This is a genomic window from Pseudomonas caspiana (assembly GCF_002158995.1).
GTDB lineage: Bacteria > Pseudomonadota > Gammaproteobacteria > Pseudomonadales > Pseudomonadaceae > Aquipseudomonas > Aquipseudomonas caspiana.
Genome location: NZ_LOHF01000006.1, coordinates 87193 through 111868, shown reverse-complemented (window position 1 = coordinate 111868; position 24676 = coordinate 87193). Strand labels below are relative to the sequence as shown.

The 24676-nt window shown below is 58.4% G+C and carries 20 protein-coding genes and 1 pseudogene; 16 read left to right on the top strand and 5 right to left on the bottom strand.

The window, feature by feature from the left end:
* Window positions 1-87 precede the first annotated feature (87 nt).
* Window positions 88-1407, top strand: a complete 1320-nt coding sequence (gene hmgA, locus AUC60_RS09805; protein ID WP_087266218.1) for a homogentisate 1,2-dioxygenase — start codon at window positions 88-90, stop codon at window positions 1405-1407.
* Complete coding sequence (gene fahA / locus AUC60_RS09800) at window positions 1404-2702, top strand: fumarylacetoacetase (protein WP_087266216.1); 1299 nt, start codon at window positions 1404-1406, stop codon at window positions 2700-2702. Before hmgA ends, fahA begins: the two co-directional genes overlap by 4 nt.
* A gap of 336 nt (window positions 2703-3038) precedes the next feature.
* Here fahA and pobA read toward each other — a convergent pair whose 3' ends face one another.
* Entirely contained in the window at window positions 3039-4223 is a 1185-nt protein-coding gene (pobA, locus tag AUC60_RS09795; RefSeq protein WP_087266214.1) for a 4-hydroxybenzoate 3-monooxygenase, read from the bottom strand.
* Window positions 4224-4344: 121 nt separating this feature from the next.
* On the opposite strand from pobA, the gene AUC60_RS09790 reads away from it, so the two are divergent.
* The 11 genes and pseudogenes from AUC60_RS09790 to AUC60_RS09745 all read left to right on the top strand — a co-directional run bounded on the left by AUC60_RS09790 (window position 4345) and on the right by AUC60_RS09745 (window position 16082).
* Window positions 4345-5214 carry a helix-turn-helix domain-containing protein gene (locus tag AUC60_RS09790; protein ID WP_087266212.1) on the top strand — a complete coding sequence of 290 codons (870 nt, stop codon included), beginning with the start codon at window positions 4345-4347 and terminating at the stop codon, window positions 5212-5214.
* A 126-nt stretch (window positions 5215-5340) separates the two neighbouring features.
* Window positions 5341-6270, top strand: coding sequence for a pca operon transcription factor PcaQ (gene pcaQ / locus AUC60_RS09785; RefSeq protein WP_087266398.1), 930 nt, complete (start codon window positions 5341-5343; stop codon window positions 6268-6270).
* Between the two features lie 111 nt (window positions 6271-6381).
* Window positions 6382-7101, top strand: coding sequence for a protocatechuate 3,4-dioxygenase subunit beta (pcaH, locus tag AUC60_RS09780; protein WP_027898127.1), 720 nt, complete (start codon window positions 6382-6384; stop codon window positions 7099-7101).
* A 12-nt stretch (window positions 7102-7113) separates the two neighbouring features.
* Window positions 7114-7716, top strand: coding sequence for a protocatechuate 3,4-dioxygenase subunit alpha (pcaG, locus tag AUC60_RS09775; protein ID WP_087266210.1), 603 nt, complete (start codon window positions 7114-7116; stop codon window positions 7714-7716).
* A 164-nt stretch (window positions 7717-7880) separates the two neighbouring features.
* Window positions 7881-9230 carry a 4-hydroxybenzoate transporter PcaK gene (pcaK, locus tag AUC60_RS09770; RefSeq protein ID WP_087266208.1) on the top strand — a complete coding sequence of 450 codons (1350 nt, stop codon included), beginning with the start codon at window positions 7881-7883 and terminating at the stop codon, window positions 9228-9230.
* Between the two features lie 16 nt (window positions 9231-9246).
* Window positions 9247-10611 carry a 3-carboxy-cis,cis-muconate cycloisomerase gene (locus AUC60_RS09765; RefSeq protein WP_087266206.1) on the top strand — a complete coding sequence of 455 codons (1365 nt, stop codon included), beginning with the start codon at window positions 9247-9249 and terminating at the stop codon, window positions 10609-10611.
* Between the two features lie 135 nt (window positions 10612-10746).
* On the top strand, window positions 10747-11529 hold the full coding sequence (gene pcaD / locus AUC60_RS09760) for a 3-oxoadipate enol-lactonase (RefSeq protein WP_087266204.1): 783 nt from the start codon (window positions 10747-10749) through the stop codon (window positions 11527-11529).
* A 20-nt stretch (window positions 11530-11549) separates the two neighbouring features.
* Window positions 11550-11948, top strand: coding sequence for a 4-carboxymuconolactone decarboxylase (gene pcaC / locus AUC60_RS09755; protein ID WP_087266202.1), 399 nt, complete (start codon window positions 11550-11552; stop codon window positions 11946-11948).
* Between the two features lie 514 nt (window positions 11949-12462).
* Window positions 12463-13959: pseudogene (locus tag AUC60_RS09750) on the top strand (PAS domain-containing protein); the annotation flags it as partial.
* A 33-nt stretch (window positions 13960-13992) separates the two neighbouring features.
* Window positions 13993-14601 (top strand): methyl-accepting chemotaxis protein, encoded by a 609-nt coding sequence (locus tag AUC60_RS28500; RefSeq protein ID WP_420800729.1) that lies wholly within the window; start codon window positions 13993-13995, stop codon window positions 14599-14601.
* Window positions 14598-16082 carry a chemotaxis protein CheW gene (locus tag AUC60_RS09745; RefSeq protein ID WP_087266197.1) on the top strand — a complete coding sequence of 495 codons (1485 nt, stop codon included), beginning with the start codon at window positions 14598-14600 and terminating at the stop codon, window positions 16080-16082. The genes AUC60_RS28500 and AUC60_RS09745 overlap by 4 nt, the downstream gene beginning before the upstream one ends.
* A gap of 12 nt (window positions 16083-16094) precedes the next feature.
* Here AUC60_RS09745 and AUC60_RS09740 read toward each other — a convergent pair whose 3' ends face one another.
* From AUC60_RS09740 to AUC60_RS09725, 4 genes are all read right to left on the bottom strand, one after another.
* The gene (locus tag AUC60_RS09740) at window positions 16095-17357 is read right to left on the bottom strand and encodes an arsenic transporter (protein ID WP_087266196.1); all 1263 of its coding nucleotides are present in this window, start codon (window positions 17355-17357) and stop codon (window positions 16095-16097) included.
* Window positions 17358-17673: 316 nt separating this feature from the next.
* Complete coding sequence (gene xopAW, locus AUC60_RS09735) at window positions 17674-18402, bottom strand: XopAW family type III secretion system calcium-binding effector (RefSeq protein ID WP_087266194.1); 729 nt, start codon at window positions 18400-18402, stop codon at window positions 17674-17676.
* Window positions 18403-18517: 115 nt separating this feature from the next.
* Window positions 18518-19579: a sensor histidine kinase gene (locus tag AUC60_RS09730; protein WP_087266192.1), complete on the bottom strand. Its 1062-nt coding sequence runs from the start codon at window positions 19577-19579 to the stop codon at window positions 18518-18520.
* A complete protein-coding gene (locus AUC60_RS09725; protein WP_144443247.1) occupies window positions 19576-20328 on the bottom strand; it encodes a response regulator in 753 nt (250 codons plus the stop codon). The genes AUC60_RS09730 and AUC60_RS09725 overlap by 4 nt, the downstream gene beginning before the upstream one ends.
* Window positions 20329-20776: 448 nt before the next feature.
* Here AUC60_RS09725 and kdpF point away from each other — a divergent pair, with 448 nt between their 5' ends.
* Genes kdpF through kdpB form a run of 3 tightly spaced genes read left to right on the top strand, consistent with a single transcriptional unit; the run spans window position 20777 to window position 24666 of the window.
* Entirely contained in the window at window positions 20777-20866 is a 90-nt protein-coding gene (gene kdpF, locus AUC60_RS09720) for a K(+)-transporting ATPase subunit F (RefSeq protein WP_087266190.1), read from the top strand.
* A 13-nt stretch (window positions 20867-20879) separates the two neighbouring features.
* The gene (gene kdpA, locus AUC60_RS09715) at window positions 20880-22574 is read left to right on the top strand and encodes a potassium-transporting ATPase subunit KdpA (RefSeq protein ID WP_087266188.1); all 1695 of its coding nucleotides are present in this window, start codon (window positions 20880-20882) and stop codon (window positions 22572-22574) included.
* Between the two features lie 10 nt (window positions 22575-22584).
* Window positions 22585-24666 carry a potassium-transporting ATPase subunit KdpB gene (kdpB, locus tag AUC60_RS09710; protein WP_405624386.1) on the top strand — a complete coding sequence of 694 codons (2082 nt, stop codon included), beginning with the start codon at window positions 22585-22587 and terminating at the stop codon, window positions 24664-24666.
* Window positions 24667-24676: the final 10 nt, after the last annotated feature.

Here is a 24676-nt window from a genome sequence, read left to right as displayed (position 1 = left end):
ATCGCTGGCCTCGTAACCTCGGTGAGCTCAGGGTCTGTGTTTGCTGTGCGACAGCGCGATTACTTATAAAAACAAGAAGAGGTTCCGATGTTCTCTCATCAGTCTTCCGGGCCGCTGGTTTATCAATCCGGCTTCGGTAATCAGTTCAGCAGTGAAGCCTTGCCCGGTGCATTGCCGGTAGGGCAGAACTCACCGCAGAAGCATGCCTTGGGTTTGTACGCCGAGTTGCTGTCAGGCACCGCATTTACGGTGTCCCGTGCTGAAGCCCGGCGAACCTGGCTTTATCGCATCAAACCCTCCGCCAGCCATCCGCATTATCAGCGGCTGGATCGACAGATCATCGGCCAGCAAATGGGGCCCATCACGCCTAATCGCCTGCGCTGGAACGCCTTTGCATTGCCTTCCGATCCCACGGACTTCATTGATGGCCTGCAGGTCATGGCCAGCACCAGTGCAGCCGATCAGGCCGAAGGCGTAACGCTCTATAACTACGTTGCCACGGCCTCGATGCAGCGAGCTTTTTTCAACGCCGATGGGGAATGGCTGATCGTGCCGCAACTGGGCCGTTTACGCCTTGTCACTGAACTGGGCCTGCTCGATATCGAACCGCAAGAAATCGCCGTGTTGCCCCGCGGCCTGCGCTTCAGCGTGCAGTTACTGGATGCGACCGCCCGAGGTTATGTATGTGAAAACCACGGTTGCGCGTTACGCCTGCCGGAACTGGGGCCGATTGGCAGCAATGGGTTGGCGAACCCACGGGATTTTCTCGTCCCTGGCGCCTGGTTTGAAGAGCGCGATGAGCCGGTGACCCTGGTGCAGAAATTCCTCGGCGAGTTATGGGCTACGCAATTGGATCACTCGCCATTCGATGTGGTGGGCTGGCATGGCAACAACGTGCCGTACAAGTACGATCTGCGTCGTTTCAACACCATCGGCACGGTCAGTTACGATCATCCGGATCCTTCGATTTTTACCGTGTTGACCTCTCCAGGTGCTGTACACGGCCAAGCCAATATCGATTTCGTGATCTTTCCGCCTCGCTGGATGGTGGCGGAAAACACCTTCCGTCCGCCTTGGTTTCACCGCAATCTGATGAACGAGTTCATGGGGCTGATCGAGGGGGCTTACGACGCCAAAGCCGAGGGTTTCATGCTTGGTGGCGCGTCTTTGCACAATTGCATGAGCGCCCATGGCCCGGATAACGCTACGGCTGAAAAGGCGACCGCCGCGCAATTGCAGCCCCACAAGATCGATAACACCATGGCCTTCATGTTCGAAACCGGCAAAGTCTTGCGCCCAAGCCTGCATGCCCTGCGAAGTCCGCACCTGCAAACCGATTACGACGCCTGCTGGACCGGCATGGCGAAGACTTTTAAACGGCCTTTGAATAGAGGAACACCGCAATGAACATGTCTGCACACAGCCGCAGCTGGGTGACCTCCGCCAACGGCCACGCTGACTTCCCGTTGCAGAATCTGCCCCTGGGCGTCTTCAGTCGCGGCGATCCAGCCCGGCGGGGCGGTGTGGCTATCGGGGACTTTATTTTCGATCTTCCAGCCGCCCTGGCTGCGGGCTTTTTCAAGGGTGCTGCGCAAGACGCGGCTGAAGCCGCCAGTCGTGATCAGTTGAATGATTTCTTTGCTTTGGGTGCCCAAGGGCGTCGAGCTTTGCGCAGTGAGTTGCTGCATCTTTTGGATGAGCACAGCCCCCAGCGAGCGCGTCTGCAAGCGTCCAGCGAATCGCTGCTGCATCCGATGAGCGAATGTCAACTGCACATGCCGGCGCGTGTCGGCGACTACACCGATTTCTACGTCGGTATTCATCACGCCATGAACGTCGGCAAGCTGTTCCGGCCAGACAATCCGCTGTTGCCTAACTACAAGTACGTCCCGATTGCCTATCACGGACGCGCCTCGACGCTGTGTGTTTCCGGCAGTCCGGTCAAGCGCCCCAATGGCCAGACATTACCGCCAGGCCAGGAGGTGCCACAGTTCGGTCCCAGTAAACGACTGGATTACGAACTGGAAATGGGCGTCTGGGTCGGGCCCGGCAACAGCGATGGCGAGCCCATCGGGATTTCTGACGCGGCTCAGCATATGGCCGGTTTGTGCCTGCTCAATGATTGGTCAGCACGCGATCTGCAAGCCTGGGAATACCAGCCGTTGGGACCCTTCTTGTCGAAAAGCTTTGCCACGACCGTTTCTCCCTGGGTAGTCACGGCCGAGGCACTGGCGCCGTTCCGTTGTGCACAACCTGCGCGTCCCGAGGGTGATCCACAGCCGTTGGCCTATTTGCTGGATGATGCGGATCAGCAGGGTGGTGCTTTGGATATCGAGCTGGAGGTGCTGCTACTGACCCGGCAGATGAAAGAGCAGGGCTTACCCGCCCAGGTGCTGGCCAGCAGCAACACGTTGAATATGTACTGGACCGTGGCGCAGATGATCACCCACCACAGTGTCAACGGCTGCAAACTGCAGCCCGGCGATCTGCTCGGCACGGGCACCTTGTCCGGCCCGCAACCGGGGCAGTTCGGCAGTCTTCTGGAAGTGACCGAAGGGGGTAAGAACAGCATCGAGCTAGCAAGCGGTGAAGCTCGGCGATTCCTGGAGGATGGCGACGAAGTCATCCTGCGCGCCCGCTGCAAACGTGACGGGCAGGTGTCGATCGGATTTGGCGAGTGTCGGGGCGTAATCTGCGGTTAGGCCCGGTATTGATGAATATTGGGCGTAAACCGGGTCGTTTTATCGGCTTAAGCCGGGAAGGCGCTGCATTTGACGGTATCAATGGGCTGAATGTCTGAACCGCTTCCCGGCTAAACCCGCCATCACTGGCTTACCTTGTGTCGACTGATAAACCTCAACAAAAGTTGTCCACGAAAAGTGGGGGTATGTCTGTGGATAACATTGCCAAAGCCATATGGGCTGCGGTTTTTGGCCAATGATCACGAAATGAACAGCCACAAAAATAGCAATTTTTCCTTGATTTTCAGTTGCTTTGCGGTGCAGCGCGCTATATCGGGCTGTTCATGGCGCTGCAGCTCATTCGATATTCTCGAACGGCAGTCCCACATAGTTTTCTGCAATGCTGCGACGGCCCGCTTCGGAGCTGACAAAGTAATCCAGTTCGGTCTGTTGCAGGCGTTGGCTGAACGGATCGCTGTCGGGGAAGCGATGCAGCATTGAGGTCATCCACCAGGAAAACCGCTCGGCTTTCCACACTCGGCGCAGGCAAATTTCCGAGTAGCGCTGCAACAGATCCGTACGCCCCTCCCGATAGGTTTTGAGCAGAATGCGATATAGGGTGTTGACGTCGCTGGCCGCCAGGTTCAGACCTTTGGCACCGGTGGGCGGTACGATATGCGCGGCGTCACCCAGCAGGAACAAGCGACCGTACTGCATGGGTTCAACCACGAAGCTTCGTAGCGGGGCGATGCTTTTTTCGATGGAGGGCCCCGTGATCAGTCTTTGCGCGACCGACGCTGGCAGGCGCTGCTTGAGCTCATCCCAAAAGCGCTCATCAGACCAGTCTTCGACTTTCTCATCAGCATCCACTTGCACGTAGTAGCGAGTACGCGTAGTGGAACGCATGCTGCACAGGGCAAAACCACGCTCATGGCGGGCATAGATCAGTTCCTCGTTGACCGGCGGAGTATCCGCCAGCACGCCAAGCCAGCCGAACGGGTAAACCCTCTCGAATGTCTTCAACGCCTCGACGGGGATGGATTGCCGCGATGCACCATGAAAACCGTCGCACCCGGCGATGTAATCGCAATCAAGCCGAATGCTTTCTGCGTTGTGTTCGAACGTCAGGTACGGATTATCGGTTTTCAGGTCATGGGGCTGAACGTTCTCTGCGTCGAAAAAACTCAGTGCGCCTGCATCAGCGCGGGCTTGCAGCAGGTCTCTGGTGACCTCGGTCTGGCCGTAAACCGTGACTCGCTTGCCATCTGTCAGCCCGTGCAGGTCGATGCGTTCAGTGCGTCCGTCGAAGGCCAGTTCGAAGCCGTCATGGGGAAGGCCTTCGCTGTCCAGACGTTGACTGACGCCCGCTTCACGGAGCAGGTCGACAGTGCCTTGCTCCAGCACGCCAGCGCGAATTCGGGAGAGGATGTGCTCAGGGTTTTTGCGTTCGACGATAACGTTGTCGATACCGGCACGCTGGAGCAGTTGGCCAAGCAACAGGCCGGACGGCCCGCAGCCAATAATGGCGACTTGAGTTTTCATATCAGGACCTGTTTGTTTTGTTGTTTTTATGTGTCCTGTATTTTTAGTGGCTCACAGGGTAAGAAGAAGACATTATTCGCTGCAATTTCTGGACTTTTCATGACTCGCAAGGAGGGCAGGCATGCGTTCCTCTCGTGCCGAAACCGTACCGGTGTTCAAGCTCTACGGTGAAACCACACTATGGCCAACACCGGATCTGTTGCATTGCGAGTCGATTCCGGACCGCAGTCAGCTCCACGGTTGGGAAATACAAACCCATTCCCACAGCGATCTGGTGCAGGTGCTCTATGTCCAGTCCGGAGAGGCAACCCTGCATGTGGAAGGCGTTACCCGGCGGCTTGAAAACGCTGCCTTGCAAGTGATCCCTGCATTGAGCGTGCACCGCTTCAGTTTTGCCCCGGATATTCAGGGTTACATCCTCAGTCTGGCGCAACCGTTGGCTGAGCAGTTGGGCGCGGCGTTAGCAACTCCGGCGTTGAGCACTGCCCATTGCCATACGGTGGACAGTGAGCAGCGCAGGCAGCTGGATCCGCTGTTTGCTGCGATCAGCGATGAATACGCGCAGCATAAGTCTGGTCGTGATTCGATGTTGTATGCGCTGATCACTATGCTGTCGATCTGGCTAGATCGCCGTAGCGCTGCGTTGTCGCCTGAAATGCCCGTCCACGAGCGCGGCCGCGAGCACTTGCAGGCGTTTACCCGGCTGGTAGGCGAACATTTTCGGCAGCACTGGTCCATCGAGCATTACGCGCAGCAACTGAATATCAGCGCTGCCTGGCTGAACAGCTTGTGTCGACGGCTAACCGATCAGTCGGCGTTGCAGATCATCAACCAGCGCCTTTTGCTGGAAGCCAAGCGCGATCTGGTTTACACCACCTTGACCATCAATCAGATTTCGGACCGGTTGGGGTTTTCCGAACCTGCTTACTTTTCCCGATTCTTCAAACGCTGCACGGGTCAGTCGCCCAAGCAGTTTCGGGGGCAGCGGTGAGAGTGCGCAGCGGCTGGGTTTGGAATGCTCCCACAGGGATAGTGTTCCAACTCAAGTAATTGTGTGTTGTTGATGAGCACCACAGAAAATCATCACGAATTCGTAAAAAGTAAGGCGACCACCGAATTGAACATCGATACCCGAATCAAATTCCGTCATCTGGTGTGCTTCCTCGAAGTGGCCCGACAGGGCAGCCTGGCGCGGGCGTCGGATCAGTTGGCGATCAGCCAGCCAGCCTTGTCCAAAACCCTCAAGGAGTTGGAAAACCTGCTGGAAACTCAACTATTCTCGCGCAGTAAAAGCGGCGCGGCGTTGACCGAGGCGGGTGTCGCGTTTCTGCGTTTCGCCGGGCCTAGCGTGCAGTCGTTGCGCGAAGGGGTGAACAGCCTGCGTTCTGGCGAGCATGAGCCGGTAACCGCACGGCTCGGGGTGTTATCGACGGTGGAAAGCCTGTTGGTCCCGGAAGTGGTGCGTCGACTGCACGAGCGTCATCCGGCACTCATTGTCAGTGTCATGACCGGCCCCAGCGCTTATCTGCTTTCGCAGTTGCGGGTGGGCGAACTCGATCTGGTGGTCGGGCGCATGACCGACAGCCCGCAGATTCAAGGCCTGACGTTTGAGCATCTTTACAGCGAATCCATGACGCTTGTCGTGCGGCGTGATCATCCGTTGCTGGCAGGCGAGCTGCGTCGTGAAAGTCTTGAAAATTACCCCATGGTGTTGCCACTGGCGGGTACCACCATCCGTAAATTCGCCGACAGTCTGTTTGTGCAATGCGGGATCAGCCCGCCACGACAGCGCCTGGAAACCCTGTCGCTAACCTTGAGCCGCCGTTACGTGCAATGCAGCGATGCGATCTGGATCGCGCCCTTCGATGCGGTCCAGCAGGATTTGCACACCGGTGAGCTGCGTGAGCTGGAGCTGGGCATTCGTGAACCCGGCGGCTCGGTGGGCATTTGCAGTAATCCGGCGCTGCCGTTGTCCAGAGCCGCGCAATGGTGTGTCGATGTTCTGCAAGAAGTGGGCAAGGCGTATGGTCAGGCTGATCATCCATAACCATTTGGATATGGATGTGTTTGATTTATTCAGTTCAGGTTTTGGTTAAGTCGAGAGAAACTGCGGAACATCAACAAAGACTCCTCATTATAAAAAACCAGGGAGAACCGCATGTCTGATGCGAGCAGCAGCCGTTTCGTCGTCCGTGACCGAAACTGGCACCCCAAAGCACTGACCCCCGATTACAAAACCTCGATCCTGCGCTCCCCGCGTCAGGCGCTGGTGAGCATTCCGCAATCGGTCTCCGAAGCCACCGGCCCGGACTTTTCCCATCTGAAATTCGGCGAGCACGACAACGACCTGTTGCTGAACTTCAACAACGGTGGTCTGCCCATTGGCGAGCGGATCATTCTCGCCGGGCGGGTTTGCGACCAATATGGCAAGCCGATTCCGCACACGCTGGTCGAGATCTGGCAGGCCAACGCAGGTGGCCGTTATCGCCACAAGCGCGATGCCTATCTGGCGCCCATCGATCCGAACTTCGGCGGTGTTGGTCGGGCCTTGACCGACCGCGATGGCAACTACAGTTTCCGCACCGTCAAACCTGGTCCGTACCCATGGCGCAATGGTCCCAATGACTGGCGTCCGGCGCATATCCATGTGTCGATCAGTGGTCCGTCGATTGCCACGCGGTTGATCACCCAACTGTATTTCGAAGGCGATCCGCTGATCCCGTTGTGCCCGATCGTCAAGTCGATCGCCAACCCGGACGCGGTGCAAAGTCTGATTGCCCGGCTCGATATGGGCATGGCCAATCCGATGGACAGCCTGGCCTATCGCTTTGACATCGTCCTGCGTGGTCAACGCGCGACTCATTTCGAAAACCGCTAAGGAGCGAAGAACATGCCGGTTCAATTGCTGCCTGAAACGCCTTCACAAACGGCTGGCCCTTACGTGCATATCGGCCTGGCGCTGGAAGCTGCGGGCAATCCGCCCCGTGATCTGGAAATCACTCACGAAATGGTCCTGCCCAATGCACCGGGCGAACACATCGTGCTGCTGGGTAACGTCTTCGATGGTAACGGTCACCTGATCCGTGACGCCTTTCTGGAGTTCTGGCAAGCCGACCACGAAGGTCATTACGACCCGATCTACGATCCACAAAAACCCTTCAACGGCTTTGGTCGTACCGCTACGGGCGAAGATGGCCAGTGGTTGTTGAACACCATCAAGCCTGGCGTCGTGCGCAATGCTGCGGGTGTGCCCATGGCGGCGCACATCAACGTGTCGCTGTTTGCTCGGGGCATCAATATCCATCTGCAGACACGGCTGTATTTCGACGACGAAGCTGAAGCCAACGCAAAAGATCCGGTCCTGAACCTGATCGAACAGCCGATCCGCCGTGAGACCCTTGTTGCCAAGCGTTGCACGGTCGACGGCAAGCTGGCATACCGTTTTGACATCCGCGTGCAGGGTGAAGACGAGACGGTGTTTTTCGATTTTTGATTTACAGATACACGCGAATCTGTAGGAGCGCACGAGCAGCGCGAGGCCGCGATGGCGGTCTGTCTGATAAACCGCCATCGCGGCCTCGCGCTGCTCGTGCACTCCTACAAAGACAGTGTTTATATTCAAATAGCGCCCCCAAAAAACAATAACAAGGAACCACCATGACGCTTTCGGCTCGCGTGCCCGAGGCTGGCACACTGGATGTGCAGGCCTTCATCAATGCTCAACCCTTGTCCCGTTATCAGTGGCGAGTGGTGATCCTGTGTTTCCTGATTGTGTTCCTTGATGGTCTGGACACTGCTGCCATGGGCTTCATCGCCCCGGCATTGAGTGCGGAGTGGGGCATCGACCGGGCAAGCCTTGGCCCGGTGATGAGCGCCGCGCTGATCGGCATGGTGTTCGGTGCGCTGGGTTCCGGTCCGTTGGCTGACCGCTTCGGGCGTAAAGTCGTGTTGGTCGTGGCGGTGTTTCTGTTCGGCCTGTTCAGCTTGTTGTCGGCTTACAGCAGCAACATCGGTCAACTGCTGATCCTGCGACTGCTCACTGGTCTGGGTCTTGGCGCGGCGATGCCCAACGCCACGACACTGCTCTCGGAATACACCCCGGAGCGTCTCAAGTCATTGCTGGTGACCAGCATGTTCTGCGGCTTCAACCTCGGCATGGCCTGCGGCGGATTTGTTTCCGCCAAGCTGATTCCGGCCATGGGTTGGCACAGCCTGTTGATGCTCGGCGGGATTCTGCCGCTGATCCTCACCGTGGTGTTGATGATCTGGCTGCCGGAGTCGGCGCGTTTTCTGGTGGTACGCAATCTTGGAGTGGACCGCATTCGCAAGGTGCTGGCACCGATCTCCCGTCAGGAAGTCAACGCCGCCAAGGACTTCAGCGTGCCGGAACAGAAAACCGTGCGCAGCCGTAACGTTCTGAAAGTCATATTCTCCGGCACTTACAGTGCTGGCACCTTATTGCTGTGGCTAACCTATTTCATGGGCCTGGTGATCGTTTACCTGCTGACCAGTTGGTTGCCGACCCTGATGCGCGACAGCGGCGCGAGCATGGAACAATCGGCCTTTATCGGCGCTCTGTTTCAATTCGGCGGCGTATTAAGCGCGGTTGGTGTGGGCTGGGCCATGGACAAGTACAACCCGCACAAAGTGATTGGCTGTGCCTACTTCCTGGCTGGCGTGTTCGCCTGGCTGGTGGGGCAAAGCCTGGGTAACGTCGCCGTGTTGGCGACCCTGGTGCTGTTGGCCGGTATGTGCATCAACGGCGCGCAATCGGCGATGCCTTCGCTGGCGGCGCGGTTCTATCCGACTCAAGGTCGTGCCACCGGTGTTTCATGGATGCTGGGCATCGGCCGTTTCGGTGCAATTCTCGGTGCCTGGGCGGGTGCTACGTTGCTGGGCCTGGGCTGGAATTTCGAGCAAGTACTGACCGCGCTGGTGGTGCCTGCGGCACTGGCGGCCATTGCGGTGCTGATCAAAGGCTGGGTCAGCCATTCGGACGCCACATGAATTCAGGAGTCATGTTTTGAACAGATCGAGTCAGCAACTTTTCGACGCTTACTTCAGCCAGCCGCAGATAAGCGAGATCTTCTCTGACCACGGTCGGCTGCAAGGCATGCTCGACTTCGAAGCGGCGCTGGCCCGGGCGGAGGCCGGCACGGGTTTGATTCCCGCCGAGGTGGTCGAGGATATTCAGGCCAGTTGCAGCGCTGAGCTGTTCGACTTTGCCGAGTTGGCAGTTTCGATTGGCAACGCCGGTAATTCAGCCATCCCGCTGGTCAAGGCGCTGGGCAAGAAGATCGCTGCACGCAATCCAACGGCTGAACGCTACGTGCACATGGGCGCCACCAGTCAGGACGTGATGGACAGTGGACTGGTGCTGCAATTACGCGCCGCCATTGCGTTGCTGGAGCGAGATCTGGCTGAGCTGGCCGAAGCGCTTTGCGGGCAGGCCCAGCGCTATGCCGCGACGCCATTGGCCGGACGCACCTGGTTACAGCAGGCGACCCCGGTCACTCTCGGCATGAAAATCGCCGGTTGGCTGGGGGCGATAACCCGTCACCGGCAACGTCTGCAAGAACTCAAGCCTCGGCTGTTGAGCCTGCAGTTTGGCGGCGCGTCCGGCACCCTCGCGGCACTGGGCGATCACGCTTTGCCCGTGGCCGAAGCACTGGCCCGCGAACTGCAACTGAGCTTGCCGGAGCAGCCGTGGCATACCCAGCGTGACCGTCTGGTGGAGTTCGCCGGCTGGCTGGGCTTGATCGCCGGTAGCCTGGGCAAGATCGGTCGGGATATCAGTCTGTTGATGCAGACTGAAGTGGGCGAAGTCTTCGAACCGGCGGCAGCAGGCAAGGGCGGATCATCGACCATGCCCCACAAGCGCAATCCTGTGGGCGCGGCGGTGATGATCAGCGCTTCCGTGCGCGCACCGGGGCTGGTTGCGACGATGTTCGCGGCCATGCCTCAGGAGCACGAGCGCAGCCTGGGTCTGTGGCACGCCGAGTGGGAAACCTTGCCTGAGCTGTGCTGCCTGGTCTCCGGATCGCTGCAGCAGGCTTTGCAAGTGATTCCTGCGCTGGAAGTTAACGCAGAGCAAATGCTCACCAATCTGGATTCCACCCAAGGCCTGGTGCTTGCCGAGGCGGTCAGCATCGCTTTGGCCCAGCGCATCGGTCGCGATGCGGCGCATCATCTGATTGAACAAAGCTGCCGCCGAGCTGTGCAGCAGGGCCTGCATCTGCGCGAAGTGCTTGGCGCAGATCCGCAGGTCAGTGCCGAGTTGTCAGCCGCAGAGCTGGACCATCTGCTTGATCCCGCCAACTACCTGGGCCTTGCGCAGCAGTGGGTGGAGAGGGCGGTGGCGGAGCATGGGTTGTTTATTCTGGAATGATGAGCTTGTAGGAGCTGCCGAAGGCTGCGAACCGCGGTGTGACAGAAATATCGCTTTCGCAGCCTTCGGCAGCTCCTACAGAAAACACTTGATGCGCATGAACCAGATTCAATCTTCAATTTTCAGGAGCCCAAAATGCCCTTCATCCAACTCCCCGACGGCGATCTGCATTACCAACTCGATGGCCCGCAAGGCGCGCCGGTTTTGCTGTTGTCCAACTCGCTGGGCACGAATCTGAGCATGTGGGATTCGCAAATGCCTGCGTTCACCGAGCACTTCCAAGTGTTGCGCTACGACACCCGCGGGCATGGTCAATCGTTGGTCACCGAAGGGCCTTACAGCATCGAACAGAACGGTCGCGACGTATTGGCCTTGCTGGATGTCTTGCAACTGCCGAGCGTGTCGTTCTGCGGTCTGTCCATGGGTGGTCTGATTGGGCAGTGGTTGGCGATCAATGCGCCACAGCGTCTGCAACGGTTGGTGGTGTGCAATAGCGCCGCGAAGATCGGTAATCCCGACATTTGGAACCCGCGTATTGATACCGTTCTGCGCGACGGCAAAGCCGCCATGCAGGCCCTGCGCGAGGCGTCGATTGCGCGATGGTTCACCCCTGAATTTGCCAAGGCCGAGCCGCGGCAGGTGGAGCCTGTAGTGGACATGCTGGCCCAGACCTCACCACAGGGCTATGCCGCCAACTGCGCAGCGGTGCGCGACGCGGACTTCCGCGAGCAGATCAGCGCAATCACGCTGCCGGTGTTGGTGGTCTGTGGCACTCAGGACGCTGTTACCACACCTGCCGACGGGCGTTTTCTGACCGAGCGCATCGCCGGTGCCGAGTACGTCGAATTTCACGCTGCGCACCTTTCCAGCATCGAAGCGGGAAGGGCATTTGGTGAGCGCGTCGTCACCTTTTTATAAGCCTGAATCCGGAGTTAGCAATGGACGAAAAGCAACGTTACGAAGCCGGTATGCAAGTGCGCCGCGCTGTCCTGGGCGACGCCCATGTGGACAACAGCCTGAAAAAACTCACGCCGTTCAACGAAGAATTTCAGGAAATGATCACCCGGCACGCCTGGGGGGATATCTGGACTCGCCCCGGTCTGCCACGTCACACCCGCAGCCTGGTGACAATCGCCATGCTGATCGGCATGAACCGTGAAGGCGAACTGCGCCTGCACCTCAAGGCCGCCAAGCACAACGGTGTCACTCGCGAAGAGATCAAGGAAGTGCTGATGCAGAGCGCAATCTACTGCGGTATTCCGGCGGCCAACGCAACGTTTCACCTGGCTGAAGAGGTCTGGGATGAAATGGGGGTCGAGTCGCTCGACAAGGCATGATGACCGCTCAATACAACGCTGCATAAAGGTGCATTTCGCAGAGCGTGTATTGAATCATTAGTAGATCGTGTGATTGAAGAAGTTGAGGCCGTTTAATGACTGAAGAGTCGAGCGGTCTTTTTTTTGCAATATGACTTACCGTCGTTATGCCTTTTCAGTATGAGGGCTACAAAAGCTTATTAATTGTCTTTGTCCTGAGAGGCACTTTGACGTCAGGATTATTGGATCCATATTTGAATTCAAAGAAGGGCGTTCAGGCAGTGTTTTTGTCTGCATGCCTCGGCAGGCGCGACCTTGGCGATAGTGAAAAAGTTCCGGAAAATATTATCGGGTCGATTGAAAATAATGATTATCAAGGGCTGCGGAATAACGTAAGTTACGCTCAATCCATCGTTAATGGCACATAGCCACCCGCTGATCGGATGGTTGTGAAGTTTCATTAAGGAAGTTTCAGTCAGGGCCGACAACGCAACAATAAGAATCCGACGATTACTCCCCTTTTCGAGACCCGCCCATGTCTACTCCTTCTGCAAACTCATCTGTTGAATCTGCCATTGATCTGAACTCTTTGATGAATGCCATCAATCATTCCCAGGCAATGATTGAGTTTGATCTGGAAGGCAACATACTGCAGGCCAATGCCAATTTTCTCGACAAGGTGGGCTATCGTCTCGAAGAGGTTCAGGGCCGCCATCATCGGATGTTCTGCACCCCGGAATACGCTTCCAGCCTCGAGTATGCTGATTTCTGGCGAAAGCTGGCGGCCGGGCAGTTTGATCAGGGGCAGTACAAACGGCTGGGCAAGGGCGGCAAGGAAATCTGGATGCAGGCGACGTATAACCCGATTCTGAATCAGGCCGGCGAGCCGTTCAAAGTGGTGAAGTTCGCCACGGACATTACCGATCAGCGCATGCGCAATGCGGAGTACGAAGGCAAGGTTGAAGCCATTCAGCGTTCTCAAGGCGTGATCGAGTTTGATCTGAATGGTCGCGTGCTGGCGGCCAATGAAAACTTTCTGAAGGTTCTTGGCTACCGTCTGGACGAAGTGCTGGGCCAGCACCATCGCATGTTCTGCGATGATCAATACCTCAACAGTCCGGCCTATCGGGCCTTCTGGGCCAAGCTTGAACGTGGTGAATACGATTCCGGCGAGTACATGCGGCTGGGCAAAGGCGGGCGTGAGATCTGGATCAGCGCCACCTACAATCCAATTTTTGACCCCGATGGCCGTCCGTACAAAATCGTGAAGTTTGCCAACGACGTCACTGAAGTGCGTGCCCGCAATGCCGAGTTCGTCGGCAAGGTCACCGCCATCGAGCGCTCTCAGGCGGTGATCGAATTTGATCTGACCGGCAAAGTCCTGTCCGCCAACCCTAATTTCCTCGCGGTGTTTGGTTATGAGCTGGACGAAGTGATCGGCCAGCCGCACCGGATGTTCTGCACCGAAGAGTTTGGCTCCAGCATGGGCTACCGCGAGTTTTGGGAAAAACTCGGTCGCGGCGAATACGACACCAATGAATATCGACGCAAGCGCAAAGACGGTAAGGAAATCTGGATTCAAGCCACTTACAACCCGATTCTCAATTCCCACGGCCAGCCTTACAAGGTGGTCAAGTTCGCGCTGGATGTCACCGAAATAAAAGAAAGCAGCGCCGAGCGTCAGGGCAAGGTCAATGCAATTGATCGCGCGCAAGCTGTGATCGAGTTCGACATGGCAGGCAATATCCTTGATGCCAACGCCAACTTCCTCAAGTCGCTGGGTTACAGCCTGCAAGAGCTGCGTGGTCAGCACCACCGTATCTTCTGCGATGAAGAATATGTGCGCAGCACCGCGTACCGGGAGTTCTGGCATGACCTGTCTCAAGGACAGTTCTTCTCCGGACGGTTCATGCGTTTGAGCAAGTTTGGCCAGCACATCTGGATTCAAGCGACCTATAACCCCGTTTTCGACAGCGATGGCAAACCTTACAAAGTGGTGAAGTTCGCCACGGATATCACTCAACAGGTCGAACTGGAAGAAGCCATCGAAGCCAAGACCCGGGCCATGGGCGCTTCCGTGCAAAACCTGATGAGCGCCATTTCCTATGTGGCGCAGAGCACGGATCAAGCCACTGATCTGGCCAGGCTGACCCGTGAACAGGCAAGCCTTGGTTCGCAAACGCTGGTCAAGGCTGCCGAGGCCATGACCATGATTGGCAAGTCTGCTGAAGATATCCAGGACATCATTCAGGTGATCAGTGAAATCGCCAGTCAGACCAACATGCTCGCGTTCAACGCGGCCATCGAAGCTGCCAGAGCCGGTGAACATGGCCTGGGCTTCTCGGTGGTTGCTGATGAGGTGCGCAAGCTGGCCGAGAAGTCTTCGCTGGCCACCAAGGAAATCAACAAACTGATCCTGGAAACCGTCAGCCGGATTAAATCCGGCAGCGAGATTTCCTTGAGTGCCGGCAGCGCGTTCGAGCAGATCGTCAAAGGGGTCAACGAGACCACCGTGGCTATCGACAGCATCAACGCTGCAACCGCCAAGCAAATGGATTCAGCGGGTCAGGTAGAAACCCTCATTTTCGAATTGCACCAGACCAAGGTTGGCAATGAGCAGGGTGTTGTGAATACCAGCGCCCGTACCAGTAAGCCTTCCGGGCTGCCTGTATGAACACCCTGCGCGCCTACGGCGTGGTGCAGATAAATGGTGCGTTTCTGGGTATCGAAGCCACCTCGCTGATGGAGGCCGTTCACTGGCCGACCAATCTGCAGCGCCACCCCGTCACGCGCGGTGTACTGGCCGGGGTCTTCACCTTGCGGGGCAGACCGGTTCCTCTGGTGGACCTGCGACCTTTGCTCAGTGACGACATGCCAGAGCATGCGCCAACTCCGCTGGTTGCCATCCTCAAGTACAACGGCGGTCTGTTGGGCGTTGCCATTGATGGCGTGTGCGACATCGTCAAGGCTGCTGACTCCCAGCTCTGTCCTTTGGGGCCGGGCGGCGAGGGCAGCGGGCTGATCCCCACGCTGATCATGAGCGCTGATGACAGCCGCTTGATTTACATGTTGGATCTGGCCTTTCTGGCAGGCTTGCCCGGCGTGCTGTTCGCTGCGGATACGGCGGCGGGAGCGATCAGTCGCGATACGTTGCAGGCGAAAAGCCAGTTGCGTCATTACCTGGTATTTGAGTGTGACGGGCAACATTTCAGTATCGATGCCAGCGTGGTCACCGAGTTGGTGGACAAACCGCAGGTCGCGCCCACCGATTTTGGCAATGGCTATTGCCTGGGCGTAACCGTGATTCGCGAGACCAAAATTCCGGTTTTGAGCCTGTCTCACGTGTTGGGTTTCGATTGCAATAACGCGCAAGTCAAGAGCCAGCTTCTGTTGCTGACGGCCACCGACGGCAGGGTGTCGGGTTTCGGTTACGATCGAATGGTTGCCATCGAGCGTCGAGACCCGCACAGCCTGCTGCCGATGCCTGCCTATGGCTTGCGCGAGCCGGAGCTGTTGGCCGGTGTAATGAACCTCAGTGAAGGATTGCAGGCTGTCTTGATCAATCATCAGGCTCTGCTGGAGCGATCCGGGGTCAAGAACTACGCCGCGCTTTACCAGACCCAGCCGCAATCATCCGAGAGTCGGGCGAGCAGGGCGAAAGCGGTCATGCGTCAGGCGTGTCTGCTATTCAAGTCGCCGACCCAGTTCGTGGCTCCGCTCAGTCAGGTACTCGAAATTCTTTCAATACCGACGCACATGATCGGCCTTGCTCAGCCGGAAAATCACTTGCTGGGGCAATTCAATCTGCGGGGCGAACAGCTTCCGCTGGTGTGCCTGAGCAGCCTGATCGAATCGCTGCCCCAGCCCCATACGCCGCTGTCGCGGGTGCTGGTTGTCAGGGGCGAAACATTGACGTTTGGCTTTGCAGTGTCCCAGGTGGAAGCCATTGATTCGTTCAACCAGTTTGACCCGACGATGCTCGCTCAGGGTTGGCAGACCAATGCGGGCAAAGTGGTGTCGGTCAATGATCGGGCGCGCTCGCTGGTGAGCATCGGCAGTGGCGCAAACAGCTGGCGGGCCACGCTGATGGACCTGCAGGGCATTGCCCGGCAACTGGAGGCAAGGCTGTTGCAACCTGCCAGTGTCGTGGCCTGACAGGCTATTTTGTCAGCCGGTGGTAATTGACAACGCCGCCAGTGCGCCGATCAACGCGGGTGGCATGACCAGAATTCCCAGCCGTAGAAAGCCCATTGCGGTGACGTTTTCGCCTTCGCGGCGGATGGCGATCAGCCAGAGCAAGGTTGCCAGCGAGCCGGTGATAGAGAGGTTGGGACCCAGATCCACGCCTATTACTAACGCACTGGTGGTTTCGGTGGGCAGATGGGCGATATGGCCGACAGAGCCTGCAATCAAACCGGCCGGCAAATTGTTGATCAGGTTGCTGGCAATCGCCACCAACACACCCGACGCCCACGTCGCCTGAGTGGCCGATTGGTCGGCCAGCGATTTCAGCGCGTGGGCCAGATGATCGATAACCCCGGTCAGTGCCAGACCCTCGACCAGCACGAACAAACCGGCCACCAGCGGTAATACACTCCAGGAAACCGCCTTGAGCACCGGCAGCGGGTTAAGTCGCTGACGTATGTGGATCAGTGCAGCGGTAGCGATGCCTGCACAAAACGTCGGTAGACCGAGTTGTACGTCGAGCGCCGATGCGCTCAGCAATACGATCCCCGTCAGCACAATTCCGAACGCCGTCAGACGTGCACCGCCGGACAGCGGTTGCAGGGTGATGTCTGTTTCCAGAGGTTTGCGCAGGTGGCTACGTTGCGTGAGGCGCAGCACCAGATAGGTCAAGCCAATGGCCGCAATCGAAGGCAGGCTGAAGTGCCAGAGCCAGGTTGCCAGCGGCGGCATGTTGCTGCCGAATATCACTAGGTTGGCGGGGTTTGAAATCGGCAGGACAAAACTGGCCGCGTTGGCGATGAAGGCGCAGATAAACAGATAGGGCAGGGGCTCGGCTTTGGCGGCGCGGGCTGCTGCGTAAACGGCGGGCGTCAGAACAACGGCGGTTGCGTCGTTTGACAGGAACACGGTGACCAGGGTGCCGACCAGAAACACCAGGTCGAACAGTCGTTGTCCCGAGCCTTTCGCGTGTTTAGCGGCAAGCATGGCCAGCCAATCGAAGAGGCCCTGTTGCCGGGCCAGCTCAGCCAGAACCATCATGCCGATCAGAAACAGGTAGACATCACCGCCTTCCGCTACCGCACCAAGTGCCTTGTGCAGCGGGATGAATCCCAACGCCGTGAGCAGCGCCGCGGCCCCCATCGCCCAGACAAATTCCGGCACCCGCCACGGTCGCGTGATGACGCCGCAGATGGCTAAGGCGGCGACAATCCAGATAACCATTGCGGGGTCGAACGCGGGCATTTGCGGTACTCAATAGGCAGGCAAATGTCAGACCGGTGACGGCGGGGACAAGTTCGTCCCGTGGCGCAGAATCGGGATGCGTTTTGAAGTTGATGGAACTCTGATCTTGTGTGGCAAACATTGAACTTGTAGGAGTGAGCTTGCTCGCGATCACGTCAGGTCAGACGACATTTTCTTAACAGATCGACAGCTATCGCGAGCAAGCTCACTCCTACAGGGCGCTTGTTTTCTGCGCGACAGCGCGGCGCCTTGATGACGGAGGCGCTACAGGTTTTGTGCTTTGCCTGATAGAGGTCTATCAGGCAAAGGTCTCACATCAAGCAGCCGTGTCGAGGTACTTGCCAACGGGCTTGCTGCCGCTGGTGTCGTAACGCTCGGTCAGCGCTGCGACCATGCGGTTCAGGGCTTCAGAGGTTTTGTTAGCGGAACTGGTACTGCCGTTTGACGTTGCGGTCAGGGCACTGGTCAGTTCGTCAGCGCTGATGCTGCCATCGCCATCAGTGTCCAAGGAGCCAAACAACTCATCGCTGGCTTGTTGGGCCGCAACCTGCGGAGCAGGAGGCTGTTGCGGTTGCAGGCTGGCGGTCAGTTCTTCGAGGCTGACGGTGCCGTCCTTGTTGGTGTCCAGTGCATCAAACACCTGCGCGCTGTCGGCGCTGCTCAAACCAGCGGTCAGTTCGTCGCTGCTGATCGTGCCGTCGCCGTCGGTGTCCAGCGCGCTGAGCAGGTCCTCCGCAACATCGGTTGCTGGCGCGCCGCCTGGAGGTGGCGGAGGCGGTGCCGATATTGCAGCCAGCTCATCGGCGTCGAGGCTGTCATCTTCGTTGGCGTCCAGGCTGCTGAACGCTTCGCTCAGGCTGACGGTAATACCGTCCTTGCTGTCGGACGACGAATTGGCCGCACTCAATTCGTCCTCGCTGATACTGCCGTCGCCATCGGTGTCCAGTTTGGCGAGCAATTGCTCCTGGAATTTCTTGCTCGCGGCGGTACTCGCGCTTGAGCTGGTGTAGCTCGAATAGCTGTTACTACTGACGCCACTGATCATCGGGCTGACTCCCTCAGGTTGATTGATCCGGTAATGGTGCACCGGCTTATCAAGCCTCTAGGTCGCTCATGTCGAGGGTGTTTAGTGTTTGTATCGACGCCGATACCCGTTCTGCTCAGAAGCGCGGCAAGACGAGTAATACGGTCAGGCCACCGCCAGGCGTCTGTGCCAGTGACAGCTCGCCACCCATCCGTCGCGCTGCGTCACGGGCGATGGTCATGCCCATGCCGACGCCACCGGAGTTGCGATTACGCGAGCCTTCCAGCCGGTAGAAGGGCTCAAACACGGCTTCGTGGTGCTCGACGCCAATCCCCGGGCCGTGATCAATCACCATGACGCGTACGTGTTGCGCGCCATCAATAATCTCGACCCGCGCCTGACCCGCATACCGCAGGGCATTGTCGATCAGGTTATTGATGCACGAGCGCAGCGCCATGGGGTGCGTCTTGAGCGGCAGGCACTGTCCGCTGGCTTGAACGTCATCACCATTGTCCTGGGCGTTCTCAGCCAAGGATTCGATCAGGGCCTGCAGGTCGAATAACTGCACGATTTCACTGGTGCGCTGCTCATTCAGGTAGGTCAGGGTGGCATCGAGCATGCCAATCATGTCGTTCAGATCCTGAGTCATCTGCCCGTGCAGTTTTGGCTCGTCGATCTGCTCGACCCGCAGTTTCAGGCGCGAGAGTGGCGTGCGCAGGTCATGGGAAACCGCTGCCAGCATGCGCCCGCGCTGCTGCACCTGCTCGCGTATACGTTGCTGCATCAGGTTGAACGTCTGTGCCGCCTGACGTGCTTCCAGCGGACCTTTGACTTCCATGGGCGAGCTGTCGAGATTTTCGCTGAGTCTTTCGGCGGCATTGCTCAAACGCTGAATAGGCCTGCTCAATGCCTTGGCGCCATACCATGCAGCGATCACCAGAGTAATCAGCTGGAAGATGAGCGGCACCACAGGGCCCCGAAGAAACGGTGGTCGGCGGTCGTGCGGTGGACCATCTTCCGGACGCTGAAAATTAGCCCCGTCGATATGTTGCCCTGACTGTTCGGACATGGGCGGAGGCGGCGGTGGCGGGAATCCATAGAATCTGAACCACATGAACGCCAGCAGGTGCGCAAGTAAAATAGCAATCAACGCTCCCCCGAACAGGCGGGCGAAGAGTGTGTCAGCAGAACGGATCAACCAATATCCCTTGCGTCGAACAGGTAACCCTCACCGCGAACGGTCTTGATCAACTGTGGATTTTTCGGATCATCGCCGAGCTTCTGACGAAGGCGCGAGACCAGCAGATCGATGCTGCGGTCAAAGGCCTCAATGGAGCGACCGCGTGCGGCGTCGAGTAGTTGTTCGCGGCTCAGTACCCGGCGCGGACGTTCCAGAAACACGCGTAGCAAACGGAACTCGGCGTTGGACAGGGGCACCACCAGACCATCGGCAGCGATCAACTGGCGCAGCACGCTGTTAAGACGCCAGGCATCGAAACGCACGGTAGATCGTTCATCGTTGCGGTCGTCGCGTACACGGCGCAACACCGTCTGGATGCGTGCCACCAGTTCCCGTGGTTCAAAAGGCTTGGCCATGTAGTCGTCGGCACCCAGCTCCAGGCCGATAATCCGGTCGGTGGGCTCGCAACGGGCAGTGAGCATCAGAATCGGGATGTCCGAGGTGCTGCGCAGCCAGCGGCACAGTGACAGGCCATCTTCGCCAGGCAGCATCAGGTCGAGGACGATGACGTCGAAATTTTCTTCCTCGAGAGCCAGGCGCATTTCGGTACCGTCGGTCACGCCCCGGCACTGGATGTTGAAGCGTGCCAGGTAGTCGCAAAGCAGTTCACGGATGGGGACGTCGTCGTCGACGATCAGGGCGCGGGTGTTCCAGCGTTGTTCGGTGTTCTGTGGGGCTGGAGCTGAAGTGTCGGGAGTTGGTTGCATGATGCGACTGCTGCCTGGTGATGCCGCCATCACTGGCCGCTATTGAAGATCAACGCTACCCGCCATGCTACTTCGCCGGGAGGCGCGGCGAAAGGGTGACGTGAGGGGGTGTCGGGGGCGTGTCTGGAATGTATCGGGGTTGGTACAAAATGTGTGTACATATCCGTTGCCACGGTCATGGCTTCTATTGGTTGCGTCCTTACGGCGCGTCACTTTTGGTTCCGGAAGCCGGTCCATACACGCTGTTCAAAAGTGAGGCGCTGTAAAAGCGCAACCAATATCAGCAAGACCGCGGTAATGGATATGTGCAAGTCCGCTCTCGGCGGTTCCAATCCCTCTTCTTTACGGCATCTTTACGCCACTCCCCACCCCTCGCTCTCGTTCCTTTACACCCACTCTCCCGACAATTAACCACACGCGGCAATCGCCGTAGAGACGGAGTAATTCGATGAGCGTTGTGGACGGGGTATCGCTGTTATTGGCTGCTGGATTATTCATCTACCTACTGGTCGCGCTACTACGCGCTGGCCAGAACTAGGAGTCGAGTCGCCATGCACAGTTATGACTATCTATTGATTCTGGCCTTCCTCGCACTGGTTCTGCTGCCCGCGCCATTGTTGGGGCGCTTCTATTACCGAGTGGTGGAGGGCGAACGCACCTGGCTGACGCCGGTTCTGCGACCGGTTGAAAACCTCTGCTATCGCCTGTCGGGAGTTGATACGGCTGTCGAGCAGAACTGGAAAACCTATCTCTGGGCCTTGTTGGCCTTCAACCTTGCCGGTTTCATCCTGCTGTTCGCGATGCTGTTGGGGCAGGGCGCTTTGCCGCTTAACCCGCAGCAATTGCCAGGCATGGAATGGTCACTGGCGTTCAACACCGCCATGAGTTTCGTCACCAACACCAACTGGCAGGCCTACAGCGGCGAAGCGTCGTTGAGTTACCTGAGCCAGATGGCTGGCCTGACCGTGCAGAACTTCGTCAGCGCTGCCACCGGTATCGCCGTGTTGTTGGCGTTCTGCCGGGGTATCAGCCGTCGCTCGACGCAGAATCTCGGCAACTTCTGGACCGACATGACCCGCGTCACACTCTACGGCTTGCTGCCATTGTGCATCGTGTTGGCGTTGTTGCTGGTCTGGCAGGGCGTGCCGCAAAGCTTCGCTCACTACATTGATGCGCTGACTCTGCAGGGCGCTGATCAAAGCCTGCCGATGGGGCCGGCTGCCAGCCAGATCGCGATCAAACAACTCGGCACCAACGGCGGCGGCTTCTTCGGCGTCAACTCGGCGCATCCGTTCGAGAACCCGACCGCGTGGAGCAACCTGTTTCAGCTGGCGTCGATTCTGATGATTCCGGCGGCGCTGGTGTTCACCTTCGGCCACTACGTCAAAGATATGCGCCAGAGCCGGGCGATCATGGCCTGCATGCTGACCCTGCTGCTGATCGGCGGTGCCGTGTCGATGTGGGCCGAATATCAGCCTAATCCGACGTTGAATGTCGCCAACGTGGAGCAGACCGCACCTCTGGAAGGCAAGGAAAGCCGTTTTGGCACAACCGGCACGGTGTTGTGGGCGACGGCGACCACGGCGGCGTCCAACGGCTCGGTGAATGGCATGCATGACAGCCTCAACCCGCTGAGCGGCATGGTTGCGCTGGCCAACATGATGGTTGGCGAAGTGATCTTCGGCGGCGTCGGCGTGGGCCTGAACGGCATGCTGCTCAATGTGCTGATCGCCGTGTTTCTGGCTGGGTTGATGATCGGCCGTACCCCCGAATACCTCGGTAAAAAGCTGCAAGCACAAGAGGTCAAGCTGTTGGTCGCTACCTTGCTGGTAATGCCGGTGGGCGTGCTGGTACTGGGCGCCATCGCCGCGAGTCTGCCTGGCTCGATAGCGTCGGTCAGTAACCCCGGCCCGCATGGTTTCAGTCAGTTGCTGTACGCCTATACCTCGGCCACAGCCAATAACGGTTCGGCATTTGGTGGCTTCAGCGCCAACACCGTATTCCACAATTTGATGCTCAGTCTCGCGATGTTCATCGGTCGCTTCGGCTACATCCTGCCGGTGCTGGCGCTGGCTGGCAGTCTGGCGATGAAGAAGAGTGCGCCGCTGGGCCTGAACAGCTTCCCGACCCACGGCCCGCTGTTCGTCACCTTGCTGACCATGACGATCCTGATTGTCGGCGGCCTGACGTTCCTGCCAACCCTGGCTCTAGGGCCGATTGCCGAACATTTGAGTCTGGGTTTCTGAGGAGCCGACCATGAATATGCACATTGCCAAACCCGCATCTCCCGAACCAAAACCAGTGCAAGCGCAGCCTGCAACCGAGGCTGTGAAAACCGGCTTCGCCGCCTTGTGGCGCCCGGCGCTGATCCAGGCGTTCGTTAAACTCGATCCTCGTCAGTTAGCACGTTCACCGGTCATGCTGGTGGTGGAACTGACTGCAATCCTCACCACCGTGCTGTGCCTGATTCCCGATCCGGCAGTGTCCACTGGCGTTGCGGTACAGATCGCCCTGTGGCTGTGGTTCACCGTGCTGTTCGCCAACTTCGCCGAAGCTTTGGCGGAAGGGCGCGGCAAGGCGCGGGCCGATAGCCTCAAAGCAGGCAGCGAAGGCCTGACGGCGCGTCGTCGTGACGAGTCGGGCCGTTTCAGCGTGGTCAACGCCAGCATCCTGCGTAAAGGCGATGTGGTGCGAGTCGAGGGCGGGGAAATGATTCCCGGCGATGGCGAGGTCATTGAAGGTATTGCGGCGGTCAACGAAGCGGCGATTACCGGTGAATCCGCGCCGGTGATTCGTGAATCCGGTGGTGATCGTTCGGCGGTGACCGGCAATACCCGGCTGGTCTCCGACTGGTTGCTGGTGCGCATCAGCAACAACCCCGGTGAATCCACGCTGGACCGGATGATTGCTCTGGTGGAAGGCGCCAAGCGGCAGAAAACGCCCAACGAAGTGGCGCTGGATATCCTGCTGATCGGTCTGACGCTGATCTTCCTGTTGGTGGTGGTCACGCTGCAACCCTTCGCGCACTTCGCGGGCGGGAGTTTGCCGCTGGTGTTTCTGGTGGCGCTGCTGGTGACGTTGATTCCGACGACGATTGGCGGCTTGCTCTCGGCCATCGGGATTGCCGGGATGGACCGCCTGGTGCGTCTCAATGTGATCGCCAAATCCGGCCGTGCAGTGGAAGCGGCGGGGGATGTGCACGTGCTGCTGCTGGACAAGACCGGCACCATCACCTTTGGTAACCGCCGTTGCAGTGCACTCTATGCTGCACCGGGTGTGACCCCGAAAGAGCTGAGCGAAGCCGCGCTGCTGGCCTCTTTGGCTGACGACACGGCGGAAGGTAAATCCATCGTCGAATACCTGCGCAACCTGCATCCGATGGTCGAGCCAAAACCTGCCGACGTCACCGGCGTGCCGTTCAGCGCTGAAACCCGGTTGTCGGGTGTGGACTATCAGAACCGGGTGTATCGCAAAGGCGCGGTGGATTCGCTGTTGGCTTTTGTCGACATGCAGCGCAGTGATTTGCCCGCGTCGCTGGCCCGGGAAATAGACGGCATTGCCAAGACCGGTGGCACCCCGTTGCTGGTGTGTGTCGACAAGAAGTTGATCGGCGCGATTCACCTCAAGGACGTGGTCAAGCCAGGCATTCGCGAACGGTTTGCCGAGCTGCGCAAACTGGGCATTCGCACCGTGATGGTCACCGGTGACAACCCGCTGACCGCTGCGGCGATTGCTGCTGAAGCGGGCGTCGATGATGTGCTGGCCGAAGCCACGCCGGAGAAAAAGCTTGAGCGTATTCGTGCCGAGCAGAACGACGGTCGTCTGGTCGCGATGTGTGGTGACGGTGCCAACGATGCCCCGGCACTGGCGCAGGCCGATGTCGGCATGGCGATGAATGACGGCACGCAAGCCGCACGGGAAGCGGCCAACATGGTCGACCTCGACAGCGACCCGACCAAGCTGCTGGACGTGGTGCAGATCGGCAAGGAATTGCTGGTGACTCGTGGCGCGCTGACAACCTTTTCGATTGCCAACGACATCGCCAAATACTTCGCGATATTGCCTGCGCTGTTCGCGGCTATCTATCCGCAACTGGGCGTGCTGAACATCATGCAACTGGCCAGCCCGCAGAGCGCGATTCTCTCGGCCATCGTCTTCAACGCCTTGATCATTGTGGTGCTGATCCCGCTGGCCCTGCGCGGCGTGCGTGTTCAGGCCGCGAATGCTGCGCAACTGTTACGCCGAAACCTGCTGATCTACGGGTTGGGCGGGATTGTCGTGCCGTTCGTGGGGATCAAGTTGATTGATTTGATTCTGGTTGGGCTTCACCTGGTTTAACTGAAGGCAA